19 protein-coding genes and 2 pseudogenes are annotated in these 20176 nt (G+C 35.4%); 16 read left to right on the forward strand and 5 right to left on the reverse strand.

The annotated features are described in order from the left end of the window. Positions 1-8: 8 nt before the first annotated feature. From BM157_RS10715 to bioB, 4 genes are all read left to right on the forward strand, one after another. On the forward strand, positions 9-1310 hold the full coding sequence (locus BM157_RS10715; RefSeq protein WP_090141105.1) for a TRAP transporter large permease: 1302 nt from the start codon (positions 9-11) through the stop codon (positions 1308-1310). Between the two features lie 294 nt (positions 1311-1604). Then, complete coding sequence (locus tag BM157_RS13270) at positions 1605-1736, forward strand: hypothetical protein (RefSeq protein ID WP_349153459.1); 132 nt, start codon at positions 1605-1607, stop codon at positions 1734-1736. A 58-nt stretch (positions 1737-1794) separates the two neighbouring features. Further along, positions 1795-2235, forward strand: a complete 441-nt coding sequence (locus BM157_RS10720) for a CBS domain-containing protein (RefSeq protein WP_055173901.1) — start codon at positions 1795-1797, stop codon at positions 2233-2235. 321 nt (positions 2236-2556) lie between these two features. Further along, a complete protein-coding gene (gene bioB / locus BM157_RS10725) occupies positions 2557-3564 on the forward strand; it encodes a biotin synthase BioB (RefSeq protein ID WP_090141137.1) in 1008 nt (335 codons plus the stop codon). A gap of 129 nt (positions 3565-3693) precedes the next feature. On the opposite strand, the gene BM157_RS10730 is transcribed toward bioB, so the two are convergent. Continuing rightward, on the reverse strand, positions 3694-4479 hold the full coding sequence (locus tag BM157_RS10730) for a PocR ligand-binding domain-containing protein (RefSeq protein WP_055173902.1): 786 nt from the start codon (positions 4477-4479) through the stop codon (positions 3694-3696). A gap of 311 nt (positions 4480-4790) precedes the next feature. On the opposite strand from BM157_RS10730, the gene BM157_RS10735 reads away from it, so the two are divergent. The 9 genes and pseudogenes from BM157_RS10735 to BM157_RS10770 all read left to right on the forward strand — a co-directional run bounded on the left by BM157_RS10735 (position 4791) and on the right by BM157_RS10770 (position 11979). Next, complete coding sequence (locus BM157_RS10735; RefSeq protein ID WP_055173904.1) at positions 4791-5477, forward strand: helix-turn-helix transcriptional regulator; 687 nt, start codon at positions 4791-4793, stop codon at positions 5475-5477. A gap of 286 nt (positions 5478-5763) precedes the next feature. Further along, positions 5764-6936: pseudogene (locus tag BM157_RS13275) on the forward strand (ATP-binding protein); the annotation flags it as partial. A 225-nt stretch (positions 6937-7161) separates the two neighbouring features. After that, a pseudogene (larE, locus tag BM157_RS13280) lies at positions 7162-7977 on the forward strand (ATP-dependent sacrificial sulfur transferase LarE); the annotation flags it as partial. Next, complete coding sequence (locus BM157_RS10745; protein WP_022501211.1) at positions 7958-8143, forward strand: DUF6472 family protein; 186 nt, start codon at positions 7958-7960, stop codon at positions 8141-8143. The pseudogene larE and the gene BM157_RS10745, both read left to right, overlap by 20 nt. Positions 8144-8222: 79 nt before the next feature. Further along, positions 8223-9164 (forward strand): NYN domain-containing protein, encoded by a 942-nt coding sequence (locus BM157_RS10750; protein WP_022501212.1) that lies wholly within the window; start codon positions 8223-8225, stop codon positions 9162-9164. Between the two features lie 35 nt (positions 9165-9199). Further along, positions 9200-9679 carry an S-ribosylhomocysteine lyase gene (locus tag BM157_RS10755; RefSeq protein ID WP_022501213.1) on the forward strand — a complete coding sequence of 160 codons (480 nt, stop codon included), beginning with the start codon at positions 9200-9202 and terminating at the stop codon, positions 9677-9679. Between the two features lie 63 nt (positions 9680-9742). After that, positions 9743-10291 carry a M48 family metallopeptidase gene (locus tag BM157_RS10760; protein WP_070101522.1) on the forward strand — a complete coding sequence of 183 codons (549 nt, stop codon included), beginning with the start codon at positions 9743-9745 and terminating at the stop codon, positions 10289-10291. A gap of 111 nt (positions 10292-10402) precedes the next feature. Next, positions 10403-11269 (forward strand): SDR family oxidoreductase, encoded by an 867-nt coding sequence (locus BM157_RS10765; protein WP_022501215.1) that lies wholly within the window; start codon positions 10403-10405, stop codon positions 11267-11269. Positions 11270-11385: 116 nt separating this feature from the next. After that, the gene (locus BM157_RS10770) at positions 11386-11979 is read left to right on the forward strand and encodes a hypothetical protein (protein ID WP_055173906.1); all 594 of its coding nucleotides are present in this window, start codon (positions 11386-11388) and stop codon (positions 11977-11979) included. 271 nt (positions 11980-12250) lie between these two features. Here BM157_RS10770 and BM157_RS10775 read toward each other — a convergent pair whose 3' ends face one another. From BM157_RS10775 to fba, 3 genes are all read right to left on the reverse strand, one after another. Further along, complete coding sequence (locus BM157_RS10775) at positions 12251-14362, reverse strand: glutamine synthetase III family protein (protein WP_022501217.1); 2112 nt, start codon at positions 14360-14362, stop codon at positions 12251-12253. Between the two features lie 240 nt (positions 14363-14602). Then, a complete protein-coding gene (gene srtB / locus BM157_RS10780) occupies positions 14603-15610 on the reverse strand; it encodes a class B sortase (protein ID WP_318255937.1) in 1008 nt (335 codons plus the stop codon). 36 nt (positions 15611-15646) lie between these two features. Beyond that, a complete protein-coding gene (gene fba, locus BM157_RS10785) occupies positions 15647-16510 on the reverse strand; it encodes a class II fructose-1,6-bisphosphate aldolase (RefSeq protein ID WP_090141109.1) in 864 nt (287 codons plus the stop codon). Between the two features lie 213 nt (positions 16511-16723). Here fba and BM157_RS10790 point away from each other — a divergent pair, with 213 nt between their 5' ends. The 3 genes from BM157_RS10790 to BM157_RS10800 all read left to right on the forward strand — a co-directional run bounded on the left by BM157_RS10790 (position 16724) and on the right by BM157_RS10800 (position 19300). Then, positions 16724-17026, forward strand: a complete 303-nt coding sequence (locus BM157_RS10790; RefSeq protein ID WP_022501220.1) for a hypothetical protein — start codon at positions 16724-16726, stop codon at positions 17024-17026. Between the two features lie 394 nt (positions 17027-17420). After that, positions 17421-18506: a zinc ribbon domain-containing protein gene (locus BM157_RS10795; protein WP_022501221.1), complete on the forward strand. Its 1086-nt coding sequence runs from the start codon at positions 17421-17423 to the stop codon at positions 18504-18506. After that, positions 18503-19300, forward strand: a complete 798-nt coding sequence (locus BM157_RS10800) for a TPM domain-containing protein (RefSeq protein WP_090141111.1) — start codon at positions 18503-18505, stop codon at positions 19298-19300. Before BM157_RS10795 ends, BM157_RS10800 begins: the two co-directional genes overlap by 4 nt. Before the next feature lie 152 nt (positions 19301-19452). Here BM157_RS10800 and BM157_RS10805 read toward each other — a convergent pair whose 3' ends face one another. Continuing rightward, a complete protein-coding gene (locus BM157_RS10805; RefSeq protein WP_055173910.1) occupies positions 19453-19977 on the reverse strand; it encodes a peptidylprolyl isomerase in 525 nt (174 codons plus the stop codon). Positions 19978-20176 lie beyond the last annotated feature (199 nt).

Consider the following 20176-nt stretch of genomic DNA (forward strand, 5'->3'; position numbering starts at 1 on the left):
AGGTAAATATGAGTATTGCAGTAACTACAGTAATATTATTTGTTGTATTCGGTGTACTTCTGTTTTTAGGGGTTCCTATTTCAGTAAGTATTATTGCTTCGTCAATTGTAACTGCCATGTCAACGCTGTCATGGGATCAGATAACATTCATAACCATGCAGAAAATGAATTCGGGTGTTGAAAGCTTTTCGCTTTTAGCAGTTCCATTATTCATCCTTGCAGGTAATATTATGAATAATGGTGGTATAGCCAAGAGACTTATTAACTTTGCACAGATATTCGTAGGAAAGATTCCAGGAAACCTTGCACAGGCTAATATTCTTGCAAATATGCTCTTTGGTGCATTATCTGGTTCATCAGTAGCAGCAGCTTCTGCAATAGGAGGATGTATGAGTCCTATTGAAAAAGAGCAGAAGTATGATCCTGCTTATGCGGCAGCAGCTAACATAGCCTCAGCACCAACAGGACTTCTTATTCCACCTACATCGGCATTCATTGTATATTCAACAGTTGCAGGTGGTGTATCTATATCGACATTGTTTATGGCAGGCTATGTACCTGGAATATTGATGGGTGTTGTATGTATGATAGTCGCCTTCATTGGTGCAAAGAAGTTAGGCATAAAGGCTGTTGGAAGAGATAAGTCAGTAAGTATTTTAAAGATATTTGTTGATGCTATCCCATCATTACTTCTTATAATAATTGTTATTGGTGGTATTGTATCAGGTATATTTACAGCAACAGAAGGTGCTGGTATTGCAGTTCTGTATTGCCTCATACTTTCTATCATATACAAGAGCATGAATTTTAAGACATTTGTAGAAATACTTAAGAAATCAGCTAAGGTGTCAGGAGTAATTCTTTTCCTTATATCAGCATCATCAGCTATGTCATTCGTTATGGCTTATTCTGGAATACCAGCAGCCATAAGTAACGGATTATTAAGTATTTCAACTAATAAGGTTGTAATATTCTTATTAATGAATATTATACTTCTGGTTGTTGGTATGTTTATGGATATTACACCAGCTATACTTATATTTACACCTATCTTCCTTCCTATCGCACAGAGCTTTGGAATGACAGATATCCAGTTTGGTGTAATGCTTATATTCAATATGTGTCTTGGTAATATTACACCACCTGTTGGTTCTGTATTATTCGTAGGCTGTGGTATTGAAAATGTATCAATCGAGAAAGTAACACCTAAGCTTATACCTTATTTTATTGGTTTAATTATATTACTTATGCTTATTACATTTATTCCAGAGCTGTCACTTGGAGTACCAAAGCTTATGGGATTGATTTAGTATAAAATAACAAGACTTTTTTCCTAATATTATATAAAACAGACATCCGGCCAGGTCGCTTGATAGGACCTGGTCGGATGTTTTGTTAGCTATCTTAGAATTCTGTTTTATTATTTATTTTGTGTTATAATAAGTTTTATATTTTTATATTTTTGGATTTTTAGATTTTTGTTGAAGCTTTGTCTGTTACAGGGTGCAGGAAAAGACAATTTTAAATGGGCATACAGACGGCTGACAACACAATAGAAATAAATAACGAATGTAAGAAAAGGAATTAACAGAATGTTATATATAATGAGATATGGGAAAACAGACTGGAATGTACAGCATAAGCTGCAGGGAAGAATAGATATACCAAATAATGAAAAATATATGAAAAATGTACAAAATACATATGTGAAACTATTCTTATATGCTACAATATAATAACAAGATGTGTTAATAACTATACAACAACTTTTAGTGGGTAAGAATGGAGAGAAGTATGAATATATCGTTTTTTTTACAACCAAAGTGCAAGGTAGCATATATTTACAATGATGACACAATAAGACAGGGATTACAGAAGATGAATTATTATGGCTATTCTGCAATTCCTGTTCTTGATGAGAATGAGCATTATGTTGGGACAATCACGGAAGGTGATTTCCTTTGGCATATATGCAGAATTAAACAGAATAACGCGATGGAAGTTGATATAAAGGAATTAGAAAAGCAGAGAGTTAACGAGCTTTATTTCAGACGTAATTATCCAAGTGTTAATGTGGATACATCGATGGAAGCATTGATTGAAAGAATATCTAATCAGAATTTTGTTCCAGTTGTAGACGACAGAGGTGTATTTATAGGAATTATAACAAGAAAAGATGTAATTACATATTTGTCTACCAAGAAGAAAGAGCAAGTGTTTCAGAAGATTTCTTAGATGTTAGGCTGAGTAGATTAATTAAGTAATGATATTTATGGTGGTATATAATATTCTATATTAGAATGTGATGATTTTTAATAGTAGTATTATTAAAATATTAATTTTAATAGTGTGTAATTATAATCTTATAGTGTGTAATTGCAACAAGGAAATGTCAACATTAACTATAATTGGGTTGACATTAACAAGCTGAGTAACTATACTTATGCGTATGCACGGGGGTTAAAGGATAAGGCTGCTTATTGATAGAATTATTCATTTTACCAGAGTTAGTATTAATTCAATTAGTGTGCAGGAACGGAGTAAAGTATGGGCGTTATGCAGAATGTTACAGAAAATATTAATGTTGGGAAATTATTAGATAATTGGGACGAAACACACGAATTAACCAAAGATGAGGCACTTGCAATTCTTAATTGTGATGATGTATGTCTTGACAAGCTTATTGAAACAGCGTATGCGTTAAGACTTAAATATAAAGGAAAGAAAGTAAGCATACAGCTTCTTACTAATGTCAGAAGTGGTAACTGTTCACAGAATTGTGCTTACTGTGCCCAGTCGTGTGAGTCCCAGGCTCAGATAGAGAAATATAAAAGAGTATCAGACGAGAAGTTGTATGGAGATAATGACCTTGTAGATAATAAACATCTTGCGAGACATTGTATTGGACTTAGCGGTATAAGCTTTACAGATGCTGAGATAGAAGATTTAGCCGGACGTATAAGAAAGATGAAGAAGAATGATACCCAGATATGCTGTTCTATTGGATTTCTTACAGAAAAGCAGGCTTTAATGCTTAAGGAAGCAGGACTTAACAGAATTAACCATAACCTTAACAGCAGCCGTAGATTTTATCCCAATATATGCACAACACATACATATGACCAGAGAATTAATAATATAAGAATGTTAAAAAGAATAGGTTTTGAGATGTGCTGTGGCGGTATTATCGGGATGGGCGAGAGCAGGGAAGATGTTGCAGATATGCTTATGGACGTAAAGGAAATCAATCCAGAGTCAGTGCCAATTAATTTTCTTCTTCCAATAAAGGGAACAAGGCTTGCAGACAGAGATATATCAGGACTTACATCACAGTATTGTCTTAAGGTGTTATGCCTTGCAAGATTATTAGTTCCTAAGTCAGACATAAGATGTGCGGCTGGACGTGAAGTATACTTTAAGGGAATTGAGCCAACATTATTTAAAGTTGTAGATTCAATATTTGCTTCTGGTTATTTAACAGCAGATGGACAGGGAATAGATGATACTATTAAGATGATAGAAAATGCAGGATTTACGGGTGAGATAGAGAGTAAAGACTGTTAATAGACTTATAGGACAAGATATGTTGATAGAACAGCCGCCAGCCTTTGAAATTAAATGGTTGACGGCTGTTTAATCTTTTTAATTAAATACATCATTGAAATAGGACATATTATTTTTGCCCATTAATTATTACTGTTTGTTAGTTCTATCAAGTGCAGTAATTGTCTTAGTGGCTGTGTTGAGTGCTTTCGTAATTGCACTGCTGGCTTCGCCCATACCTTTGGCAAGCTTCTGTACTTCTTCAGCAACTACAGCAAAGCCTTTTCCAGCATCACCGGCTCTTGCAGCTTCAATGGAAGCATTAAGTGCAAGTATATTCTGTCGTTTGCTGAATCCGTCTATTAATTTGACCTTGTCATTGGCTGTAGCAAGCTGGCTTGCGGCGGCACTAATTCCTGTTGTAAGTTCATTTAGAATAGTTGAGTTCTGGCGGGCAGTGTAGCTTGCACGGACAAACATATTGATAACATCGCCCAGCAGATTGGCAGAAGCGTCAATCTCCTCTTTAGTACGCACGTTTACTTTTTGCAGAGCCTTGATGTACTTATCTTCATTAATTCCAAGTTCACGTGCTGTTGCCCTGAACCTTTCTTCGTCTGGGTTCTCAGGAAGAACCTGTCCGCCGATAATACTTCCAAGAACAGTTCCATCATCAAGAGTAATAGGAATACCGAAATCAACTAATCCTGCATGACAAGGATAAACGCCATTACCATCACGGTCACACTGCTCACATCTCTTGCGGCCTTCAGTACTTCCTCTGGTAAGATCGATGCAGAATTCAGTGAAATTATAACATTCGCTTATGTACTTGCCGTCTGCACCTACAGCAACAGTTGCCAGCCCGGTACTCTTTGCCCAGTTAGACATAATCTCTTCAAATTTGACCATATCACAAAAATCCTGAATCCTCATAATTAAATCCTCCAATTAAGGTTTTTATATTTTTTATATTATACTATATTGTCGGTATATTTACATTATATATTAATCGCAAATTCAAAGAAAAATAAAAAAATTGCCATATGATTTATTGTCAAAAATATAGAATATTATAAGTTTATTTGATTATGAAATTAAACAAATTTAATTACTGGGGTATATATTTTAAACAATTAGCCATAATATTTACAGAATATAAGCTCATATTCCGAAATAGACCTATTTGGGTCAATCGTAACTATCATAAAATCTTTAGTAATAGCATAGCTAAGAGGTTAAGGTAAATGAACAATACCCGTTACGAAGATTTTTGCAATAGAATGAGAGTATATAGAAAAAGACTTGGCTATAATCAGGCAGATATCGGAAAAGAGCTGGGAATATCACAGAATGACTATTCTAAAAGAGAAAATGGACTGATAATGATTTCGTATGATAATTTAAAAAAATTGCAGGAAATTGGAATGGACATTGATGAGCTGGTTTCGGGAAAGAGAGACGATATTGATACTAAAGATTTGGACGAGCTTATAAGTGACTGTGAAAGTGAAGAACTTAAAGATATGACTATGCGTATGGTTGCTGAATGTATAAAATATTATCGTGTTAATGACACTAAGAATAAAGACAATGATACGCAGAATGATAGAATGTTTGATTTTATGTTGAAGCAGTGGGATGATTTTTCAATGCTTGAATATGTAAGGCACGAAACGCATTATTCACAGGAGGTTATGTCTGAAAAGCTGGGACTGACAAGAAAGAAGTACAGAAAATACGAAAAAGAGATTATGTATCCTGATGCAGATACTCTTGTTCAGATGTATAATTTGTACAAATGCAGACCATCAATGTATCTTAATATGTATGACAGAAGATATTACGTTATGCAGAACGTATGGATGGAGTTGGATGATAACCAGCGTGACAGAATATTAAGAATGGTCAAGGCGATAAAGAATATAATATAGAAAAAGGAGTACCTGTAAATGCAAGACACAAACAATGTTAAGCATTTGCGGGTACATTTTTTATGTAAAGGAGCTTCTAATAGAATTTCCTATTATATAAAAGGCACAATAAAATATCATACAAAATAATATTGTTGCAGCTTTACAGAGTATGATAAAATATATTGTGCATTGTACATTTATTTTATAATAAACAGATGATAATCAATGTGTGGTGGTTACAATTTCATTTGTTATAATGTAAATTTATGTGTAATAATAATCAGAGTAAGTAGAAAGAAAAAATATGAGAACAGTACAGCAATATTATGATGACAATAGAGATAAAATCCTTTTTGATGTAAGAGCATTAGAGGAGTATGAGAAAGAGACCATAGAAGCTTCCATACATTATTACTGGGAAGATATGATAAAAGTTCTTGAAGATAATAAGGAAGAATTTGAGGCAAAGTATTCAAAGGATACACCAATATATATTCTTTGCTACACTGGACAGAAAAGTGAAGAAATAGAAGATATACTTGATGAGATGGGCTATGAAGCTTACAGCCTTGATGGTGGATTTGTCGCATATCTAAGATGGAAGTTTAATAAATATCTTGAGCAGGATAAAGAAAGCGGCAATAATACTTCAGAAGAAAATGTTAAAGAGATTGAGCGGAGCATAGTAAAGAAGTTCCGCAAGCCAATATGGAGAAAGTTCACACAGGCTCTTAATGAATATGATCTTATTCAGGACGGCGATAAGATAGCTGTCTGCATATCAGGCGGTAAAGATTCAATGCTTATGGCGAAGCTTTTTCAGGAGTTGAAACGTCACGGAAAGAATAATTTTGAACTTGTATTCTTAGTTATGAATCCGGGTTATAACGACCTTAACTACAATGTAATACTTAACAATGCAAAGATATTAGATATTCCAATTACAGTATTTAAGACAGAGATATTTGATACTGTAGTAGATATTACAGAGTCGCCTTGTTATTTGTGTGCAAGAATGAGGAGAGGATATCTTTACAGCAAGGCAAAGGAACTTGGTTGTAATAAGATTGCTCTTGGACATCATTATGATGATGTGATAGAAACAATTCTTATGGGTATGCTTTATGGTGCACAGGTTCAGACAATGATGCCTAAGCTTCATAGTACGAATTTTGAGGGAATGGAGCTTATAAGACCTATGTATCTTATAAGAGAAGCTGATATTATTCACTGGAAAGAATATAATAATCTTGAGTTCATACAGTGTGCCTGTCGATTTACAGAGGGATGTGCTTCCTGTGGTGGTACAGGAAAAGGTTCTAAGAGGGCAGAGATTAAGCAGCTTATAAAAGATCTGACCAAGGTAAGTCCGTATATAGAAAAGAACATATTCAGAAGTGTAGAAAATGTTAATATTGATACGGTAATTGCTTACAAGAAGAAGGGGCAGCGACACAGCTTTTTAGATGAATATGATATAACAGATGATAAGTATGCTGGTAACGCAGAGGTTGATAATTCAGAGAATATATCTAAAGAATTGAATAAATCAGACATAAACTCAAGCGGACAGTTAAGTGAATATCACACTGATGAAACAATTGAATTAGGTAAAACAGGTAGTACTCAAATAATGCCATTGAACAAATCGGACATCAATAAAGATGATATAAGTGAGAACACTTTAGCCAAATATGAAAAGTTAAAGTCAATTATTAAGGATTGTGGTAAAATAGCAATCGCATTTTCTGGCGGGGTTGACTCGACATTTTTAACCAAAGCTGCAAAAGATGTATTAGGAGAAAATGCTGTTGCAGTTACGATAAGTTCAATTCTTGTTACAGATGATGAACTTAAAGAAGCTGATGATTTCTGCAAGGCTGAGAATATAGAACATCTTATATATAATGCAGATGTATTATCGATTCCGGGCTTTGAGAATAATCCACCAGACAGATGTTACATTTGTAAGAAAGCGATATTTACTAATGTGCAGAATCTTGTAGGTGAGAGAGGCATTAGTGTAATTGCAGAGGGAACAAATGTTGATGATGACGGTGATTACAGACCTGGTATTAGAGCCATAAAGGAACTAGGAGTAAGAAGTCCTTTAAAAGAGGCAGGTCTTACCAAGGCTGAAATCAGGGAATTATCTTGTATGTTAGGCTTAAAGACGTGGAATAAACCATCGTGTGCGTGCCTTGCTTCAAGATTTGCGTATGGTGAGGTTATTAATAAAGACAAGCTTGATATGATTTACAGTGCAGAATGTTATATAAGAAGTCTGGGATTTGAGCAGTTCAGGGTAAGATTACAGGATGGAATTGCAAGAATTGAATTAAGACCAGCAGATATACAGAAGTTTATTGAAAACGGAATAAAGGATAAAGTATCAGAGAAGCTTCACGCACTTGGATTTAAGTATGTATCCCTTGATTTGGATGGTTACAGGCTTGGAAGTATGAATGAAGTATTGAACAGACAGGAAAGAGGTAACAATGGCGGTAGCTCATTATAATTGTGATTATTGCAATAATATGGTATATGATGAAGAAACGGAGCAGTTCGTGTGTGATGTAGATATGGACGAGGATGATTATGCAAGGCTTCTTACATCTGAGTATAAAGAATGTCCATATTATCAGAGCAATGATGAATACAAGATTGTAAGACATCAGATGTAGTTTTATATAAAATATAATTAATAGTGGCAGATATTTCGATATATTTATTATAAAGATATGCCTGGAAGGAAGTGAGTGAATGGATGATAAGAGATACGCTGTACTTATCGACTCAGATAATATTTCATCAAAATATATTTCGGACATTCTTGATGAAATGACAAAGTATGGCGTAATAACTTATAAAAGAATATATGGCGACTGGACAAGTACACAGGCAAGCAAATGGAAGAAAGAGCTTATGGAGAACTCCATAACACCTATACAGCAGTTTTGTAATACAGTAGGCAAGAATGCAACAGACTCAACGCTTATAATTGATGCTATGGATATTCTTTATACGAATAATGTTGACGGCTTCTGTATCGTATCTTCTGATGGCGATTTTACAAGGCTTGCAAGCAGGCTTAGAGAGTCGGGAATGGACGTTATCGGTATGGGTGAGAGCAAGACACCACGTTCATTCAGGGCCGCTTGTTCGGTATTTACAGACCTTGAGCTTCTTCGTGAACAGGCACACGAAGATGAGCCAGATAGTAAGCCGGTTAAGAAGACAGAAAGAAGCAATATTATTAAGCAGTCTAAGATAGAAAATGCAATTATTGAGATTATTCAGGAGAACGACAATAAAGGCAGGCAGACAGGGCTTGGTGAGCTTGGAAGCCGTTTACAGAAGAAATATTCTGATTTCGATGTAAGAAATTACGGTTACAGTTCATTGTCTACATTTCTTGAGGAAATGGAAAGTCTTGAATTAAAGAAGTTCAATAACACGGTTCTTGTCAGACTTAAGGAAGACAAGAATATGAAAGAGCAGGTTATGGAGTATGCAGTGAATTATGTAAAGAGTTCAGAAAATGCAGTGGAACTTGGAGCATTAGGACAGAAAATCCATATGAATTATCCTAATTTTAAGGTTAAGGAGTATGGTTATTCTACACTCAGCAAATTTATTGCAGGCATAAAATGTTTAAAAATAACAGCAACAGATGAAAACCGTAGAATGGTTTCAATAAAATAAACTAAAGTTAGTCATAAAGACAGGAAAGGAATATTATGAATAAGATAGCAAGTTTTACAGTTAATCACTTGGATTTACTTACAGGAGCATATGTATCAAGAAAAGATTATCAGGGAGATGTAGTTCTTACAACATTTGATTTAAGATTTACAAGACCTAATGTAGAAGCACCTATGGATACAGCAGGTATTCATACAATAGAACACCTTGTAGCAACATTTTTAAGGAACCATAAGGTATGGGCAGACAAGACTATATATTTTGGACCAATGGGCTGCCGTACAGGATTTTATGTAATATTTGCAGGTGACCTTGAGTCAGAGGATATAATTGATGTGTTAAGGGAAGCCGCTGATTTCGTACTGGATTATGAGGGTGAGATACCAGGATATTCACCAAGGGACTGCGGTAATTACCTTGATAATAACCTTACACTTGCAAAGATATATATGAAGAAGTATAAGGAAGAAGTTCTTGATAACCCAGTACCAGAAAGACTTCATTATCCACAGTAAAATAGATGGGAGCTTCTTATTACAGCAAAAACAGAAGAAAATGATTGAAGGGAACCTGTTTTGATGGAAAATATGGATATACAGATTATAAAATCAAGACGCAGAACAGTTTCAATAGAAGTCCATACAGATGGAAGTGTTATATTAAGAGCACCTAACAGGATGACGAAGAAAGAGCTTGATATATTTATTGATAAGCATATGTCTTGGATTGAGAGTAAACAGCAGTTGATGAAGGAAAGAAAAGAAGAAAAAATTCCTACCAATGCAAAGGCTTTTGATATGTTAACACCTAAGGAACGTGCCGTAATAAGGGGCACATTTATAAGAAAAGTAGAATATTACAGTAAGATTATGAATGTGACTGTTGGAAGGGTTACAATACGTAATCAGAAGACACGCTGGGGAAGCTGTAGTTCCAAGGGAAATGTTAATTTTAATTACAATTTGTATTATATGCCGGAAGAATTGTTGGATTATGTAGTGGTGCATGAGCTTTCGCATAGAAAATATATGAATCATTCGCAATCATTCTGGTGTGAAGTTGAAAAGTACTGCCCAGAATATAAGTTATGCCGCAGGAGGTTGAAAGACTACACACTTTCAATATAATAATTGGGGCGGGGCATTAATTAAAATGTCTTATTATGCAGGCATAAACGTATTTTTGAGCATATCCCTTAAAGCATAATAATCTGATTATTAGTAGGAGGTAATAAAACTATGAAAATTCCATTTAAAGTAGATTTGACAGGCAAGACTGCAATTGTAACAGGGGGAAGTGGAACACTATGTTCAGCAATGGCGTATGGACTTGCTGTAAGCGGTGCGAAGGTTGCAATAATCGGACGTAATAAGGATAAGCTTAATAATGTCACAGATGAGCTTATTAACAATGCTAAGACAGAATACAGCAAAGACATTGTTGTTAAGGGGTATAGCTGTAATGTAATTGATAAGGAAGAACTTAATAAAACTTATGAAATAATTAAGAGTGAGCTTGGAAGCTGTGATATTCTTATCAATGGAGCTGGCGGCAATCAGCCGGGTGCTATTACATCAATAGAGATGTTAAAGAAAGAAAAAGGAGAAAATGATTACTCTTTCTGGAATCTTGATGAGGATAATATAAGAGATGTTATGGATCTTAATTATATGGGAACACTTCTTCCGATACAGGTATTTACTAAGGATATGGTTGAAAAGAGAAGCGGAAGCATTATTAATATAGCCTCTGTTACATCAATTTTACCACTTACAAAGGTAATGGCTTACGGCAATGCCAAGAGTGCAATACTTAACCTTACACAGTGGCTGGCAGTCCATTTTGGAGAAAGCGGAATAAGATGTAATGCAATTGCACCGGGATTTTATGCGGCTGAACAAAATCACGCATTATTATTTAATGAAGATGGTACATACACTGACAGAGCAAGAAAGATAGTTGCAGGAACTCCAATGGGAAGATTTGGTAATCCAGAGGAACTTATCGGAGCGGCATTATTCCTTGCAAGTGATGATGCGGCTGGATTTGTAAATGGTATTGTGTTGCCAGTAGACGGCGGCTATAGTGCGTACAGTGGCGTTTAATAAATAATTTTAATAATTATCAGATATAAAGGTATATATGTTGATATAAAATGCCGATATTCTAAATATAATAAAAGTTAAATGGTACAAAAGTATTATATGAGGAGGATAATGGTATGAAATTAGGAGAGGCTATACCAAATTATCAGGCATATCGCAATGAATTACAGGACAAGAAGACCAGCATATATAAGCAATATAAAAAAACAAAGGAAAAGGCTGAGCGTACCAATGATGAAGAATGGATACAAAAGGCAGCAGAGCTTGAACTTTCATATAAGGAAGCAACTGATGATTTTGACAAGTATGAGAATGTTCTTAACTCGCTTAGGGAGCAGTGGTGTGCAGCAGCAAATACAGAAAACGACAAAGCACTTGCTGACCCTGAGACAGGACTGGGGGCTACACTTGGTAAGATAATGACTACAATTGCAAGAATGTGTGCAGGTGACAAAGTTCCTTATTCAGATGAAAAGAAGGTTATGGAATATGACGATAAAATGTATGCAAGAGCCAAGCAGGCACAGATGATTATGGCATCAATGAAGAAAAAGCAGAAGGAATACGATTCACTCTGGGATAAAGAGGGTGGAGAGTATGACCCTGAGGGTGTAGCTGATAATACAGAAGCACAGGGAGAGCTGCCAGATATCCCATCATCGGACGGAGACAGTACGGATACAGGTGAAGCAGTATCAGATAGTGAATAATTAATAAAATGGAGTGTCATATGAAACATAATCGATACTTTATGCAGGTATTAACAGTATATCAGTTATCTGCGTATTGTATGAATTGTTTCCTGTGACACTCCATTTTTGTCTTATAAGTCTATAATCCTTTATTATTAATATAAATACATATTATAAAGTAAGTACTTATTAATAATTAAATATGTTATAAATTAAACATATATATTAAAATAAGTACTTGCTTATTAAGTATTAAATATGCAGTTGATATTAATTAAATTAAGATTAATTAAACTTCAAATAAAAGATCACCATAGCTTGGGAATGGCCAGAATTCCTTATCAACGATCATTTCAAGCTTATCAGCAGGAGCTCTTAATTCGTCCATAGTTGTCTTAACTTCATCTCTGAAGTACTTAGCCTGTTCTGTAATGTCAGTAACATCAGCAGCCTTAGCTGTAACATCAATAAGCTTAGTATAAGCAGCCTTCATATCCTTTAAGTAACCAGAAACTTCTGCAAGTAAATCAGCCTGAACAGAAGCATCAGCACCAGCTTCCTTAACAGTAAGAACTGAGTTAGCAAGCTCTGTTGTGTAAGAAATAACTGAAGGAATAATCTGCTTTCCAGCCATATCAATCATTGTCTTAGCTTCAATGTTTATAGCCTTTGCATAAGCTTCATACTTAATCTCAGCTCTTGACTTTAATTCAGCCTCTGTAAATACACCAAAGCTTTCAAAAAGCTTAACGGCCTTAGGAGTAGTAAGGGCAGGAATAGCATCAACCATAGATTTAATATTTGGAAGACCTCTTCTTTCAGCTTCTTCTACCCATGCATCTGAGTAACCATTACCATTAAATACGATTCTATGATGGTCAGTAAAGAGCTTCTTGATAAGATCATGAACAGCCATATCGAAGTTTTCTACTCCATCAAGCTGGTCAGCGATTTCCTTAAAGCTTTCTGCAACGATTGTGTTAAGAACTACGTTAGCAGGAGCAATTGAATCTGATGAACCTACCATACGGAATTCAAACTTATTACCAGTAAATGCAAATGGTGAAGTTCTGTTTCTATCAGTAGCATCCTTGTTAAGGTCAGGAAGTGTAGAAGCACCTGTCTTTAACTTACCCTTCTGGATAGAGCTTGTTGCATCACCCTTATCAATAAGCTGCATAACAACATCCTCAAGCTGCTCACCAAGGAACATAGAGATAATAGCTGGAGGTGCCTCATTAGCTCCAAGTCTGTGGTCATTACCAACGTCAGAAGCAGATTCTCTTAAAAGATCAGCGTGTTTATCAACAGCCTTCATAACAGCACCGAGTACAAGTAAGAACTGGATATTTTCGTGAGGTGTCTTGCCAGGTTCGAGAAGGTTGATACCATCATCAGTTGTGATTGACCAGTTATTGTGCTTACCAGAACCATTAACTCCGGCAAATGGCTTCTCATGGAGAAGGCATACAAGACCATGTCTGTAAGCAACTTTCTTCATAACCTCCATCATAAGCTGGTTGTTATCAGTAGCAATATTGCACTGTGCATATATAGGAGCTAATTCATGCTGTGCTGGAGCAACTTCATTATGCTGAGTCTTGGCAGATACGCCGAGCTTCCATAATTCTTCGTTGATATCCTTCATAAATGCAGCAATTCTTTCACGGATAGAACCGAAGTAGTGATCATCAAGTTCCTGTCCCTTTGGTGGCATAGCACCGAATAATGTACGTCCAGAGAAGATAAGATCCTTTCTCTGAAGATATTTTTCTCTATCTACTATAAAGTATTCCTGTTCAGCACCAACAGAAGGAGTAACCTTCTTAGATGTTGTGTTACCAAATAATTTTAATATTCTTAAAGCCTGCTCGTTAACAGCATCCATTGAACGAAGAAGAGGTGTCTTCTGATCAAGAGCTTCTCCTGTATAAGAACAGAAAGCAGTAGGGATACAAAGTGTTGCACCCTGTGCACCTTCACGAACGAAGGCTGGTGATGTGCAATCCCATGCTGTATATCCTCTTGCCTCGAATGTAGCACGAAGACCACCTGAAGGGAATGATGAAGCATCTGGCTCGCCCTTTATTAATTCTTTACCAGAGAATTCCATAAGAACCTTTCCGTTTTCATTAGGTGCTGAAATAAATGAATCATGCTTTTCAGCAGTAGTTCCTGTCAAAGGCTGGAACCAATGTGTGTAATGAGTTGCGCCTTTTTCGATAGCCCAATTCTTCATTGCATTAGCTATAACATCAGCATCGGTAATATTTAATTCCTGTACACCTGCTATTGCTAACTTAAGATTTTTGTATACGTTTTTTGGTAAACGTTCTTTCATAACTGTGTCGTTGAACACGTTCTCGCCGAAGATGTCAGCTACATTGAATTTTTCGCTCATAACTTTTTCATCCTTCCTTTTCATAGATTATTATTCTATTAGTAAAACTAAAAAAGGCGTACACATATACATTATTAAGATGTATAATATGAACGCCTTTGTTCTACCTTATTTGATTAGCGACAACTACCTGTCGTCTTTAATTAAAATAACTCAAAATTAATAATAATGCAAGTTCTTTTTTAAAAAATATAAAAAAAATTAAAATTATTAATTATCTAAGTCAATTTCAAGTAAATTCTACTCTAATGAGGCTTCTCCAATATACATTCCGTGTACGATAAAGCGTTTCTCACCGTTATCAGTACAAGTAGAAAGAGTAACTACCTGACTTGCTGATGAAATATCAACCCCTGTATCATACAAAGATTTGGCTTTCATATCTGCTGCATAACTTTGCATAGAAGCAAGAGAAGGGAAGTTAAAGGTATATGTATCACTTACAGCTTCACTTATGTAGCAGCTAAAGATTTTATATTGTTTAATGACATTACCAGTGTATATATAGAATACATTGTTGCCAGAACCATTATAGAACGATGAATTCTCATAACTTTTAAGCTTGCCAAACATCGCACCATTTCGCATATTGTGTCCGTATATAATCACATGGTTTGAAGAAAGTCCGCTATTAATGCGGGAATCTTCAAACAGACAGCCATTAGCACTGGATTGCTTGTCAAATGTATGTGTAAGGTAATAATCATTATCATTACCCTGAACCATTGGAAGCCTGCATCCAATAGATGGAATGTATATATATCCAAGTCCATCAGAATTAATATTAAGAAGTGCCTGATGGTTATACTTAAATGGAACTTCAACTTCCTCTTCCTCATCACCGATAATTACATTAGTGTGGGAATCTTCATCAAGAACATTCTGTTCAATGTCATTATATATTACATCAGCCTTGTGATATGCAAGGAATATGTTGATAAGATTGTATGCGGCAAATATAAAGACAGCAACTGATATTAAAAGAATAATACGTCTTATTATATTAGAACGCTTTTTATCTTTCTCCTGTCTGTCAAATACTGCATCAGCATCATTCTCATCATATGGAGAATTACTGTCTGAATAATCCATATCCTCATCTATAAAATCATCAACATCATCATTCAGAATATCATCAGGATCTTCTAATTCATAATCGGGCATATCATCTGATTTAGTTATATTTCTACGAGATGCTTGTTCTGGATCATCATTCAATAAATCATCATTATTGTTAGTTGTATTCATAGTATTATAGTCCTTGTGTGTTGTGTGTAATGCTAATTATGCCTTTCCAGCTGAACCGAATAAGTTAATCTTTTCGCGAACAGTCTCTTTAATAGCTTCACTACCAGGAGCAAGGAGCTTTCTTGGGTCAAATCCCTTTCCTTCAAGGTCTTTGCCTTCTTCAATATATTTTCTTGTTGCAGCAGCAAATGCAAGCTGGCATTCTGTATTAACATTAATCTTAGCAACACCTAAAGAGATAGCTTTCTTAATCATATCTTCAGGAATACCTGTACCACCATGTAATACTAATGGCATATTGCCAACCTTTTCTTTAACAGCGGCAAGTGTTTCAAAGCTAAGACCTGGCCAGTTAGCAGGATATTTGCCGTGGATATTACCGATACCAGCAGCAAGCATTGTTACACCGAGGTCAGCAATTGATTTACATTCATTAGGGTCAGCACACTCCCCCATACCGATAACGCCGTCTTCTTCACCACCGATTGAACCAACTTCTGCTTCAAGTGAAAGACCCTTCTCTTTGCAGATTTTAACAAGTTCTTTAGTCTTTTCAATATTCTCTTCAATTGGATAGTGGGAACCATCAAACATAATTGATGAAAATCCTGCATCAATGCAGTCATAACAAGCTTCATATGTTCCATGGTCAAGGTGAAGTGCAACAGGAACAGTAATCTTAAGATCATCTATCATTGCACTTACCATACTTGCTACGGTCTTAAATCCTGTCATATATTTACCAGCACCACACGATACACCGAGGATAACTGGTGAGTTCATCTCCTGAGCTGTAAGAAGAATCGCTTTAGTCCACTCAAGATTATTGATATTGAACTGCCCAACAGCATATTTGCCATCTCTGGCTTTTTCTAACATTTCTTTTGCTGAAACTAACATAAATATTAACCTCCTACTATGTAATATGGACATAGCTTTGCTTAATGCCCACTCTTATTATCCATTATACATTAAAGCTAATAAAATGCAAAGAAAATAGTGTCAAATAGTGCGAATTTGAAAAATAAAATCAATATATTTAAGTTGTTATTGATACTAAAAAGAAGTATAATCTAAAAAAGGAATACAGAACCCGAAAGGAGAAAGAAATTTATGGGGAAATTTATTTATTTAGCCAATATTATAGCCGCAGATGTGGATTTTTATAATATTGAGGGTAACAGGGGAGATTCATATCTTCCATTTATAGGTTTTATGATGTTTGTAGTAGGTGCTGTTGTAGCGTTTATGGGTTTTTCAAAGTACATAACAGCCAAGAAGAATTTTAACCTGTTCTATGATTTAAGGGACAGCGTTAAGGTTGATAAAGCCACTAATGAGAAGAACAAGAAAACTGGAATCATTATGATAGCTGCAGGAATAATTGTTCTTATTGTTTCATTCTTTGTAATATAGAAGACTAATAATAAGAGATTAATGCAAAAGATTAATTAGAAGATTAAGTATATAAAGATAAGGTTCTTATTCCTTGATATTTATGAGAATGAACTCTTTCGTATTAGTTAGTGATGATATCAATAATCACAATACGTAAAATGCCACCCCGTTAAGGGTGGCATCGAAAGAGGGAGGAGAGTTGTACATTATGATTAACAACTCATATTTATGAAGAACTATAAAAGTCAATAAGCTTTATTAATATATATCAGCTTGTCTGATATATTTTCTATATTTAAAAGTATATTGATTAAAAGTGAAGAAAGAATGTTCATAATGTTAAAACTTATTGAATGCAATATGAACAAATTATGAACACATATAATATTACATAAATTAATGGAGGTAAGATATGCCAATTATATACAAGTGTCCTAACTGTGGAGCGGCAATGGAATTCTCAAGTGAATTGCAGAAGCTTGAATGTAAAAGTTGTGGTACAAGTATAGATGTTAAGACATATGAAGATGAATATGCTTCTTTAATGGAAGAAGTAAGTGGAAGTACATCAGATAATAGTGATTATGGATTTAATAACAGTGAACAGGATAATGATGCAGATAACAATAATATGAAGATATATCATTGTCAGAGCTGTGGAGCAGAACTTGTTGCAGATGAATATACATCAGCTACATTTTGTTCATATTGTGGTAATCCGACATTGGTTGAGGACAGACTTAAAGGAAGCTTCAGGCCAAGGTCAATAATTCCATTTAAGATTAACAAAGATCAGGCAGTAGATATATATAAGAAATGGCTGAAAAAAGGAATGCTTACACCAAAGGAATTATCAAGAAAAAGTACAATTGAGAAGATTAGTGGTGTGTATGTCCCATTCTGGCTGTATGATTATTCAGCAAGAACTATGATGAGTGCCAATGCTAATAAGGTAAGAACGACAAGACGTGGCGATACAGAATATACATATACAGACCATTTTGATGTGTATAGAGATGTATCAGCAGAATTCAAAAGAATTCCGGCCGATGCTTCAGAGAAAATGCCAGATGAACAGATGGATATGTTAGAGCCTTATAATTACAGCGAGATTACAGATTTTGCAATGCCATACTTATCTGGATATCTTTCAGAAAAATATAATTATACAGCTGATGAAATACAGAGTCGTGCCAAGAAGAGAGCAGATTCATACATTACACAGATTGCAAGGGATTCAATTACTGGTTATTCAAGTGTCATAGTAAGGAATAACAGCATAAGTATGAATGGCAGGGGCAGCGAATATGCACTTTTGCCAGTGTGGATGCTCAATTTCAGATACAATAATAAGGAATTCCATTTTTATCTTAATGGACAGACTGGTAAAATAGTGGCAGACAGACCTATAAGTGCAGGAAAAGCCGTTACATATGGTATTGGAATTTTTGTGCTTACACTTATTATTACAATGATAGGAGGGCTGTTGTTTATATGATGTGTGTAGATTTAAAAAGACATTTTAACTGGTTAAAAGTGGCTGTAATGGTATTATTAGCTGTTATGGTTATGATGTTTGTATTAACAGGAACACAGAGTGCGTATGCGGGTACAGATAATAAGACCTATGTAATAGATGATGCTGGAATTCTGACAAGTGAGGAAGAACAGAAGCTTACAGATATGTGCAGGAAGGCATCTAAGAACTGTCAGCTTGATATTGTTATCATAACTATGAACAAGAATTTAGATTATAGTCCTATGGATAATTATCTTCGTTCAATACTTGAAGAACAGTATGGTTATGAGGAAACAGGAACTGACTGCGAGGCTGTTGTATATGGAATAGATATGACTTCAAGAGCAGACAGAATTGTAACATCAGGAAGAGCAAGGAGCAGCATTTCACAGTCAAGTCTGGATTCAATCAGGGAAAGTGCGGAGGATAAGCTTGCTGAAGGCGATTATTATGCAGGCTGTAAGAAATACATAAACGGAATTGAGAGAAAGCTTAATGTAAATATGTTATCAAGACTTACATATTATATGCCAGTTAAGATTTTAATCTCACTTGTGGCAGCAGTTATTGCAGTATTGGCAATGATGAGCAGTGCCAGGTCAAAGATGACAGTGAACAGTACAGAATATACTAAGAACCACGGATATAAGATGAATGACAGAAGAGATGTATTTATCAATACAACAATTACTAAAAGACATATTGAAAAGAGCAGTTCAAGTGGTGGAAGCTCTGGAGGTGGTAACTCTGGAAGTTCAGGCGGACACTTCTAAGAAGATATATATTTAAAAAGTGTATAAGACCTATAGGATAAAATAAGGTTATGTAAATTTTTTATATAGGTCGGATTTTAAAATAAGCCCGGTATGATTAAAGCAATCATATTTATGATTGTGATTAAGCATACCGGGCTTTTATTATACTATTAGAGTGTTTCTGGTTCAGCGTAATCTACACCAAAAGTATCAACAGTAACAGTCTTCATAACCTGAGGAGTTCTAGGTCTGTCACTCCAGTCAGTATCAATTGAAGCAATGCTGTCTAATACATCTTCACCTTCAACAAGTTTACCAAAAGCGGCATACTGACCGTCAAGGTGAGGTGCATCAGCGTGCATAATAAAGAACTGGGAACCAGCTGAATCCGGGTGCTGTGCACGTGCCATAGAAAGGACACCTCTTGAGTGCTTAAGGTTATTTTCAACACCATTGTAGTTGAATTCACCCTTGATTGAGTATCCAGGACCGCCAATGCCTGAGCCTTCTGGGTCGCCGCCCTGAATCATAAATCCGGCGATAACTCTGTGGAAAATAAGTCCGTCATAGAAGCCTTTTTTTACAAGACTTATAAAATTGTTTACTGTATTAGGTGCAACGTCTGGATAAAGTTCTGCTTTCATAACGTCGCCATTTTCCATTGTAAATGTTACAATAGGGTTCTGATTAGACATAATTAACCTCCAAAATAATGTGTAATGTGTGGGATAATTACAAGACGAAAGCAAATATGACTAACGGACGTTGTGAGATAAAAATATATTACTGCTGGGCACGCTTGCGCTACTTGAAACCGTAGCGGTACTAAGCGGCTAAAGGATAGCCGCTAAGTGCCGACGGTTTCAAAAGTACCCAGCTTGTAATGTATTTTTA

It is taken from the genome of [Lactobacillus] rogosae (assembly GCA_900112995.1).
GTDB classification, from domain to species: Bacteria; Bacillota; Clostridia; order Lachnospirales; family Lachnospiraceae; genus Lachnospira; species Lachnospira rogosae.

Coding starts and splice junctions, on each gene's coding strand:
- BM157_RS10715 (WP_090141105.1), top strand. CDS start 9: ATGAGTATTGCAGTAACTACAGTAATATTATTTGTTGTATTCGGTGTA.
- BM157_RS13270 (WP_349153459.1), top strand. CDS start 1,605: ATGAGATATGGGAAAACAGACTGGAATGTACAGCATAAGCTGCAGGGA.
- BM157_RS10720 (WP_055173901.1), top strand. CDS start 1,795: ATGAATATATCGTTTTTTTTACAACCAAAGTGCAAGGTAGCATATATT.
- bioB (WP_090141137.1), top strand. CDS start 2,557: ATGCAGAATGTTACAGAAAATATTAATGTTGGGAAATTATTAGATAAT.
- BM157_RS10730 (WP_055173902.1), bottom strand. CDS start 4,479: ATGAGGATTCAGGATTTTTGTGATATGGTCAAATTTGAAGAGATTATG.
- BM157_RS10735 (WP_055173904.1), top strand. CDS start 4,791: ATGAACAATACCCGTTACGAAGATTTTTGCAATAGAATGAGAGTATAT.
- BM157_RS10745 (WP_022501211.1), top strand. CDS start 7,958: ATGGCGGTAGCTCATTATAATTGTGATTATTGCAATAATATGGTATAT.
- BM157_RS10750 (WP_022501212.1), top strand. CDS start 8,223: ATGGATGATAAGAGATACGCTGTACTTATCGACTCAGATAATATTTCA.
- BM157_RS10755 (WP_022501213.1), top strand. CDS start 9,200: ATGAATAAGATAGCAAGTTTTACAGTTAATCACTTGGATTTACTTACA.
- BM157_RS10760 (WP_070101522.1), top strand. CDS start 9,743: ATGGAAAATATGGATATACAGATTATAAAATCAAGACGCAGAACAGTT.
- BM157_RS10765 (WP_022501215.1), top strand. CDS start 10,403: ATGAAAATTCCATTTAAAGTAGATTTGACAGGCAAGACTGCAATTGTA.
- BM157_RS10770 (WP_055173906.1), top strand. CDS start 11,386: ATGAAATTAGGAGAGGCTATACCAAATTATCAGGCATATCGCAATGAA.
- BM157_RS10775 (WP_022501217.1), bottom strand. CDS start 14,362: ATGAGCGAAAAATTCAATGTAGCTGACATCTTCGGCGAGAACGTGTTC.
- srtB (WP_318255937.1), bottom strand. CDS start 15,610: ATGAATACAACTAACAATAATGATGATTTATTGAATGATGATCCAGAA.
- fba (WP_090141109.1), bottom strand. CDS start 16,510: ATGTTAGTTTCAGCAAAAGAAATGTTAGAAAAAGCCAGAGATGGCAAA.
- BM157_RS10790 (WP_022501220.1), top strand. CDS start 16,724: ATGGGGAAATTTATTTATTTAGCCAATATTATAGCCGCAGATGTGGAT.
- BM157_RS10795 (WP_022501221.1), top strand. CDS start 17,421: ATGCCAATTATATACAAGTGTCCTAACTGTGGAGCGGCAATGGAATTC.
- BM157_RS10800 (WP_090141111.1), top strand. CDS start 18,503: ATGATGTGTGTAGATTTAAAAAGACATTTTAACTGGTTAAAAGTGGCT.
- BM157_RS10805 (WP_055173910.1), bottom strand. CDS start 19,977: ATGTCTAATCAGAACCCTATTGTAACATTTACAATGGAAAATGGCGAC.